The organism is Salinarimonas sp. NSM (assembly GCF_052380005.1).
Taxonomy (GTDB): Bacteria; Pseudomonadota; Alphaproteobacteria; order Rhizobiales; family Beijerinckiaceae; genus Salinarimonas.
This window is the reverse complement of sequence record NZ_JBQTCJ010000041.1, coordinates 37,586-44,865: the sequence shown is the minus strand read 5'-3', so window position 1 is coordinate 44,865 and position 7,280 is coordinate 37,586. Positions and strand designations below refer to the sequence as shown.

Here is a 7,280-nt window from a genome sequence, read left to right as displayed (position 1 = left end):
GGGCGGGGCCGTGGCGGTCGCGACCGACGGCGCAGGCGCCGCGGCGGATGTCGGGAGAGCGCCGTCGGGCGGCGCGCTCCACAGGCTCGCCACCGCCCCGGAGACGGGGCCGGGAGAGGCCCCGTCCGTCCGGAACAGGCCGTGGAACGCGGGCCCGTCGCGGCGGGCGAAGGCGAGCGGCGCGTCGGCGCCGAAGGCGGGCGCGGCACCATCGCCCGCGGGCGCCGATCCGGCCGCGGCGGCGTGGGTGCGCGCAGCCTCGTGGGCATCCGCGATCGTGCGGTAGAGCGTCGCCGCCGAGCGCGGTGCGCCGGAGGCGTCGCGGAACAGGGCCGGGTTCGCCTCGGCCGCGCGCGGGAAGAGTGTCTCGGCGGGCGTCTGCGGCCGCTCGCCGGCGGCGCGGATCAGGGTCGCCGCACCGCTCGCGCCGAGCACGTGGGCGACGGCGAGGTCGGCCTCGCTCGGCGCCCGGCCCAGCGCCGATTCGAGCGCAGCCGCGTTGCGGTTGGTCAGCGCACCGGCGAGCTGCGCGGCGAGAACCGGGTCCTCGCGCAGAGCCAGGATCTCGGCGCGCTGCGCGGGATCGGGCACGTGGTAGCGCCCGTCCGCCCCGCGCACGACGGCGCGCGCCTCCTCGGCGAGCCCGAGCCGCGGCCCCTCGCTGTCGACGAGGCCGAGCCAGGTCTGCTCGATGAACTGGAACAGGCCGGTGGCCGACGAGGTGCTCGCCTGAGCGGAGGGGTCGAGCGCCGATTCGCGTTGCGCGGTGGCGAGCAGGTAGTCGAAACTGAGCCCGTTCGCCCGCGCCCCGTCGCGGATGGCGTCCACGACGGGCGGCGGCACGGCCGATCCGCCTGGGCTCGTCTGCGCGGGAAGCGAGGTGAACAGGAACATGGCGCGCCGCGGGTCCTCGGGCCCGGTCGCGGCCGACGGGGCGCGGCTCGGGTCTCATCGCCAGCATCGCCCGTCATGGTAAACGAAGGCTTTAAGGGTGCGGCGAGCGCGCCCGCGAGGAGGACGGACGGCATGGTCGACGAGGCGCGGCGCCACCCGAGAGGCGGGATCTACTTCGAGGACTTCGAGCCGGGCTCGGTCATTCCCCATCGCCTCACCCGCACGGTGACGCAGATGGACAACATGCTGTTCTCCAACATGACGCTCAACCCGCAGCCGCTGCACATCGACGCGCATTTCTGCGAGACGCAGACGGAGTTCGGCCGACCGTTGATGAACTCGCTCTTCACGCTGGGGCTGATGATCGGCATCTCGGTGAACGACACGACGGTGGGCACCACCATCGCCAACCTCGGCATGACGGACGTGACCTTCCCCGCCCCGCTCTTCGAGGGCGACACGGTTCGCTGCGAGACCGAGGTGGTCGAGAAGCGCGAATCGCGCTCGCGCCCCAACGCCGGCATCGTCACCTTCCGCCACAAGGCCTACAAGCAGGACGGCACGCTCGTCGCGCAGTGCACGCGCCAGGCGTTCATGCTCAAGCGCCCGGCGGCATGAGGGAGAGGCATCGATGCGGTCGTATCTCTTCGTCCCCGGGGACAGCGAGAAGAAGCTCGACAAGGCGCTCGGCGCGGGCGCCGACGCGCTGATCGTCGACCTGGAGGACTCGGTCGCGCCCGGCGAGAAGGCGCGCGGACGCGCGGTCGCCGCCGCCTTCCTCGCGCGCGCCGCCGTCGTTCCGGGGCGCCCGCGCCTCCTCGTGCGCGTGAACGCGCTCGACACCGACCTGATCGGCGCCGATCTCGACGCCGTGATGCCGGCCGTGCCCGACGGGATCGTGCTGCCGAAGGCGTCCGGCGGCCAGGACGTGGCGCATCTCGCGGCGCTGATCGCGGTGCGCGAGGCGGAATACGGCCTGCCCGACGGCGGCACGGTCATTTACGCCATCGCCACCGAGACGGCGCGCGCGATCTTCGGGCTCGGCACCTACGGCGGCGCGAGCCATCGCCTGCGCGGCCTCGCCTGGGGGGGCGAGGACCTCTCCGCCGATCTCGGCGCCGAGACGAACCGCGACGAGACGGGCGCCTGGACCGAGCCCTACCGGATCGCCCGTACCATGATGCTCTTCGGCGCGGCGGCCGCCGAGGTCGACGCCATCGACACCGTCCACACCGCCTTCCGCGACCTCGACGGCCTCGCCGCCGAATGCCGCAGCGCGCGCCGGGACGGCTTCGTGGGCAAGCTCGCGATCCACCCGGCGCAGGTGCCGGTGATCAACGAGGCCTTCACCCCCGCCCCCGCGGAGATCGCCTGCGCCCGCGCCATCGTCGCCGCCTTCGACGCCGACCCCGGCGCCGGCGTGGTGGCGATCGACGGCGAGATGATCGACATGCCGCATTTGAAGCGCGCGCGGCGGGTGCTGGCGCGGGTGGGGTGAGTGTCGGGGTCCGAGCGGGGGGCCGTCCGGGCTGCGTGGAGGGCGATGCGTGGAGCTGGAGGCGATTCTCGGTGCGAACGTGCGGGCACTGCGCGAGGCGCGGGGCCTCACGCAGGCGCAGCTCGGCGAGCGCGCCGGTGTGTCCGACCAGCTCATCGGCCGCATGGAGCGCGCCGAGGGCGAGCCGACGCTGAAATCCGTCAAGAAGATTGCGGCGGCGCTGGGCGCCGACCCGCTCGACCTGTTCTCGCGCGAGCCGGTAGTGGAGCCCACAGGCGCGCGGGCGCGGCTGCTTCAGAAGATCACGACGCGGGTGAGCCGGCTGGGGGAGCGGGAGCTGGAGAAGGTCGACGTGGCGGTGCGGGTGGCGTTGGGGTGACGACGTTAGCGTTGAAGCTGCTTCAGCGCCCCCCAGGCAGCCTTGTAACATTGCTATTCATTTCGCTCTCAAATATGGATCTGTACCAAATCAGGTCATAGAGTATTGTGACTGAACCTGTTGCTTCCTTGATCGCATAAATGCTTGATCCAACAGATAGAGCAAACACCACGCGATTGATCATTACATCGATCTGGGGGAAGAGAATCAAGATCAGCGCAATGCCTGTCAATGCAACGGCGACTATCTGCGCGACATGCATATAACCAACATGAAACAGGTATTTTTGAAGTAAATCATTTTGCTGCAAATAACTACTGAAACGCGGAGCACAGATGTTCTCGAATATCTTGGCGAAGACACTCCATGCGAATGCAAAAATTAGCCCGTTCAGAGTTAGCAAGCCGACAAGAAATGGGATTCCGATGGACGGATTTGTCCAAAACATGGCCGGTACATGATACGCAGCGGCTGCTGCCGCCGCTAGGCAAAGCATGATGACCCAAGGGATAAGCGTCGAAAGACCCTTCTCCTTGTAAGCGTCGGCAGTCTCCCTGAGGAAGAGCTCGATAAATGTTGGCCTCTTATCGTCCATAGACCTCAATCAGCGCCTTGGCCGCCTCTTCGTATTCAAGTTCAAACCGCTCATGCGGCTCGATGAAAACGCGTATCTGCTGTGGCGAAGCTTGGACTTTCTCGTTACGCTCACGCTCCATGCTGAACTGCGGCTTTTTCAGAGCGGCTTTGCGACCACCCGGGGTGCTGCCCTCAAGACCAAATTGCCCGTACCCTGCCGACGCGAGCCCTACCGTTTCTTCAATGTAGCCGCCATCAGTCATGTGCATCTTTGCGTCAGCAGCTGGGACTGCGACTCCTCTCAGCGACCCGATACCGTCACGCTTGAACAGTTCACTGAGCTTGTCCCCGGGACTTCTCGGATGAGGGTTGAAGGGTCGGACTGTGAACGTAAACTTTTCAAGCGCCCATTCGGTCAGAGCGCGTCGAGCCTCTTCTTGAGTTGCGGCAGGAATGATGTCCAACTCTAATTCCGGCTGGAGCATGCGCATCACCGTCTTGAACCTCGCGATCCCAGCACTTGCAGAAAGGTGCGCGTCTCCACTCCTGTCACTGGCGGCCAACACACCAAGACGAGGAACTGAGATGAAACTTGTCCAGCGGATGAATCGCCCAGCGTCCCACCTCTGCCTGATGGCATCTCGTTCGCGGTCGTAGGTAGCTAATGAACGTCCGGTGACCTCCTGAGCAACCTCGAACGTCAGATACGAGAACCCGTCCACCTGGGCCAGAGACGGACGGATGATGAGCGTGTCAAAATCGTCCTCCTCGGGCTCCGCCTTGCGATGAGGAACCGGGGTCCCCCTGACGCGGCGGAGTGCCTGCAGCTGCTCTTGAGCGCTGAGTGCCCCCCCTTCACCAACAAGGCTGTAGCGACAGAACACATACGGAACCGGACGTGCCATATTCAACTCCCCCCCGCCCAACTTGCAATCTAGGCGCGGAGAGTGCAACGGCAATCTGAGTCGCGCTAGCGCCTCGCCTCTGTTGCAGCAGCAGAAAAGTGCCTAAACCCCACTCTCCTCCGCCGGCGGCACCGCCCCCCGCTGCTCCGCCCGCGACATCGGCTGGTGCGTGAAGCCCCTCAGCCCCGTCGTGATCTCGTTCACGTCCCGCGTGATCTCCACCGGGGAGGCGACATAGGCCGTCATCAGCTCGGCCAGCGAGCGCAGCGCGTGCATGTGGATGCGCTCGTAGCCGTGGGAGGCGTCGATGCCGAAGGTGATCAGCGCCGTGCGCACGTCGTGGCCGGCCACCAGCGCCGCGGCGGAATCCGAGCGGTAGTAGCGGAAGACGTCCTTCTGGAAGCGGATGTCGTTCTCGCGGGCGAGGCGCACGAGCTTGCGGGTGAGGTGGAAGTCGAAGGGGCCGGTCTGGTCCGCCATCGCGATGGTGACGCCGAACTCGTCGGAGTTCTGGCCGGGCGCGGTCACGCCGTTGTCGACGGAGACCACCGCCGCCACGTCCTCGCCGAAGGCGGAGGAGGCGCCGACCCCCACCTCCTCGGCGATGGTGAACAGCCAGTAGGTGTCGACCTCCGGCTCCAGCCGCGCGTCCACGAGCGCCTTGAGCGCCGCGAGCATCGCCGCCGTGCCGGCCTTGTTGTCGAGGTGGCGCGAGACGATGAAGCCGTTCTCCAGGAATTCCGGCTGCGGGTCGATGGCGACGATGTCGCCGACGTCGATGCCGAGCTTGATGAGGTCTGCGCGGGAGCGGCCCATGGCGTCGACGCGCAGCTCGACGTGCTGCCAGCCGACGGGCGCGGTATCGACCTCGTCGTTGAAGGCGTGGCCCGACGCCTTGGGCGGCAGGATGGTGCCGCGATAGGTGCCCTTCTCGGAGAAGATCGTGGCCCGCGCGCCCTCCGCGAAGCGCGCCGACCAGTTGCCGATCGGCACGAGCTCGAGGCGGCCGTTCTCCTTGAGCTGCTTCACCTGCGCGCCCAGCGTGTCGAGATGGCCGACGAGCGCGCGCGCCGGCTTGCGGCGCCTGCCGGTGAGCTTGGTGCGCACGACGCCGCGCCGGGTGATCTCGTAGGCGAGCCCCAGCCGCTCGAGCTCGCGCGAGGTGTGGCGCACGACCGAGTCGGTGTAGCCCGTGGGCGAGGGGATGCCGAGGAGCTCGGCGAGCCTGTCCCGCAGATACGCCGTGTCGATCGTCAGCCGTTGCATCAGTCGCGTCGCTCGAAGCTGTGGGCCTGCCGCACGGCGGCCGGGATGGACAGGGGGAAGAGCAGGTCCACGAACCGCTCCGCGGTGGGCTGCGGCTCGTGGTTGGCGAGGCCGGGCCGCTCGTTCGCCTCGATGAAGGCGTAGGCCGGCTCATAGGGCGAGGGCACCATGAAGTCGATCCCCACGACCGGGATGTCGATGGCCCGCGCGGCGCGCACCGCGGCCTCCACGAGCCGCGGATGCACGTGGGCGGTGACGTCGTGGATCGTACCTCCCGTGTGCAGGTTCGCCGTGCGGCGCACCACGATCTCGGTGCCGTCGGGGGCGACGTCGTCGAGGGCGTAGCCGGCCTTGGTGACGCAGCGCTCCGTCTCGCCGTCGAGCGGGATGCGGCTCTCGCCACCGGTCGCCGCCATGCGCCGGCGGCTCTGGCGCTCGATCAGCTCGCGGATCGTGCGCTCGCCGTCGCCGACGACCCGTGCCGGACGGCGCACCGCGGCCGCGACGAGCCGGTAGTCGATGACGACGAGGCGCAGGTCCTCGCCCGCCACCTTCTGCTCGACGAGCACCCGCTCGCACTGCTCGCGGGCGACCGCGATCGCCGCGCGCAGGTCCTCCATCGTCTCCACGCCGACCGCGACGCCCCTCCCCTGCTCGCCCCGCGCGGGCTTCACCACGACGGATCCGTGCTCGTTCAGGAAGTCCGCGAGCGCCGCCTCGTCGCGGTCGGGCGCGTCCGTGCCGATCTGCGCGGGCACGACCACGCCGGCGCGCTCGACGATGCGGCGGGTGACCGCCTTGTCGTCGCAGATCGATACCGCGACGCCGCTGGTGAGCTCGCACAGGGCCTCGCGGCAATGCACCGAGCGCCCGCCGTAGGTGAGCCGGAAGAAGCCGCCCTCCGCGTCGGTGACCTCGACGTCGATGCCGCGCCGGCGCGCCTCGTTGGTGATGATGCGCGCGTAGGGGTTGAGCTCCTCCTCCGGGCCGGGGCCGGCGAAGAGCTTCTCGTTGATCGGGTTCTTGCGCTTGAGCGTGAACACGTGCAGGCGCTCGAAGCCAAGCTTCTCGTAGAGCGCGATCGCATGCTCGTTGTCGTGCATGACCGAGAGGTCCATGTACGCCGCGCCCCGCGCCCGGAACAGCTCCGCGAGCGCGCGCACCAGCGCCTCGCCCACGCCCGGCTGGGTCGCCTGCGGGTCGACCGCGAGGCACCAGAGCGAGGAGCCCTTCTCCGGGTCGTTGAAGGCGCGGGCGTGGTCGACGCCCGTCACCGTACCGACGATGGCGCCCGTGACGTCGTCCTCCGCGACAAGATGGATGATCGCGCGCGAATCCCGCCGCGCCCAGAAGAATTCCGGCGGCACCGGTACCATGCCCCGCGCGGCGTAGATCCGGTTCACCGAATCCGCGTCCGCCCGCGAATCGAGCCGGCGCACGTCGAAGCCGTGATGCGCCCGCTCGCTCTTCGCGTATCGTGCGAGGTCGAGCCGGTAGGTGTGGGACGGATCGAGGAACATCTCCTGCGGCGCGGCGGCGAGCGCCACGTGCGGATCGCGGATGTAGACGGCGATGTCGCGCCGGTCGGGCCGCTCGCCACGCATCGCCTCGGCGAGCTCGCGCATGTCCTCGAAGGTCTGGCCGAAGAGCAGCCGGCCCCAGCCGCAGTCGATCGCGGCGTTGGGCCGGGCGAGCACGGCCGCGGGATCGACGTGCACGGCGTCGGTGCGATGGAGATCGGTCATGGTCTGCCCCCGGGTTC

At 68.7% G+C, this 7,280-nt stretch carries 8 protein-coding genes; 3 read left to right on the top strand and 5 right to left on the bottom strand.

What is annotated here, in order from left to right:
• On the bottom strand, nucleotides 1–894 hold an 894-nt coding region (locus tag ACTZWW_RS15115), incomplete at its 3' end, for a transglycosylase SLT domain-containing protein (protein ID WP_444781798.1).
• 132 nt (nucleotides 895–1,026) lie between these two features.
• Between ACTZWW_RS15115 and ACTZWW_RS15110 the strand changes: the two genes are divergently transcribed.
• From ACTZWW_RS15110 to ACTZWW_RS15100, 3 genes are read left to right on the top strand one after another with little or no spacing between them, the layout of a single operon-like run.
• Nucleotides 1,027–1,512 (top strand): MaoC family dehydratase, encoded by a 486-nt coding sequence (locus ACTZWW_RS15110; protein WP_444781797.1) that lies wholly within the window; start codon nucleotides 1,027–1,029, stop codon nucleotides 1,510–1,512.
• Nucleotides 1,513–1,525: 13 nt separating this feature from the next.
• The gene (locus tag ACTZWW_RS15105) at nucleotides 1,526–2,392 is read left to right on the top strand and encodes an HpcH/HpaI aldolase/citrate lyase family protein (protein ID WP_444781796.1); all 867 of its coding nucleotides are present in this window, start codon (nucleotides 1,526–1,528) and stop codon (nucleotides 2,390–2,392) included.
• Between the two features lie 49 nt (nucleotides 2,393–2,441).
• The gene (locus ACTZWW_RS15100; protein ID WP_444781795.1) at nucleotides 2,442–2,771 is read left to right on the top strand and encodes a helix-turn-helix transcriptional regulator; all 330 of its coding nucleotides are present in this window, start codon (nucleotides 2,442–2,444) and stop codon (nucleotides 2,769–2,771) included.
• Between the two features lie 22 nt (nucleotides 2,772–2,793).
• Here the strand turns inward: ACTZWW_RS15100 and ACTZWW_RS15095 are convergent, their stop codons facing one another.
• The 4 genes from ACTZWW_RS15095 to ngg form a co-directional block, all read right to left on the bottom strand.
• The gene (locus ACTZWW_RS15095) at nucleotides 2,794–3,366 is read right to left on the bottom strand and encodes a hypothetical protein (RefSeq protein ID WP_444781794.1); all 573 of its coding nucleotides are present in this window, start codon (nucleotides 3,364–3,366) and stop codon (nucleotides 2,794–2,796) included.
• Nucleotides 3,356–4,252, bottom strand: a complete 897-nt coding sequence (locus ACTZWW_RS15090; RefSeq protein WP_444781793.1) for a hypothetical protein — start codon at nucleotides 4,250–4,252, stop codon at nucleotides 3,356–3,358. The genes ACTZWW_RS15095 and ACTZWW_RS15090 overlap by 11 nt, the downstream gene beginning before the upstream one ends.
• Before the next feature lie 102 nt (nucleotides 4,253–4,354).
• Entirely contained in the window at nucleotides 4,355–5,518 is a 1,164-nt protein-coding gene (locus ACTZWW_RS15085) for an osmoprotectant NAGGN system M42 family peptidase (RefSeq protein WP_444781792.1), read from the bottom strand.
• Nucleotides 5,518–7,263 carry an N-acetylglutaminylglutamine synthetase gene (ngg, locus tag ACTZWW_RS15080; protein WP_444781791.1) on the bottom strand — a complete coding sequence of 582 codons (1,746 nt, stop codon included), beginning with the start codon at nucleotides 7,261–7,263 and terminating at the stop codon, nucleotides 5,518–5,520. The genes ACTZWW_RS15085 and ngg overlap by 1 nt, the downstream gene beginning before the upstream one ends.
• Nucleotides 7,264–7,280 lie beyond the last annotated feature (17 nt).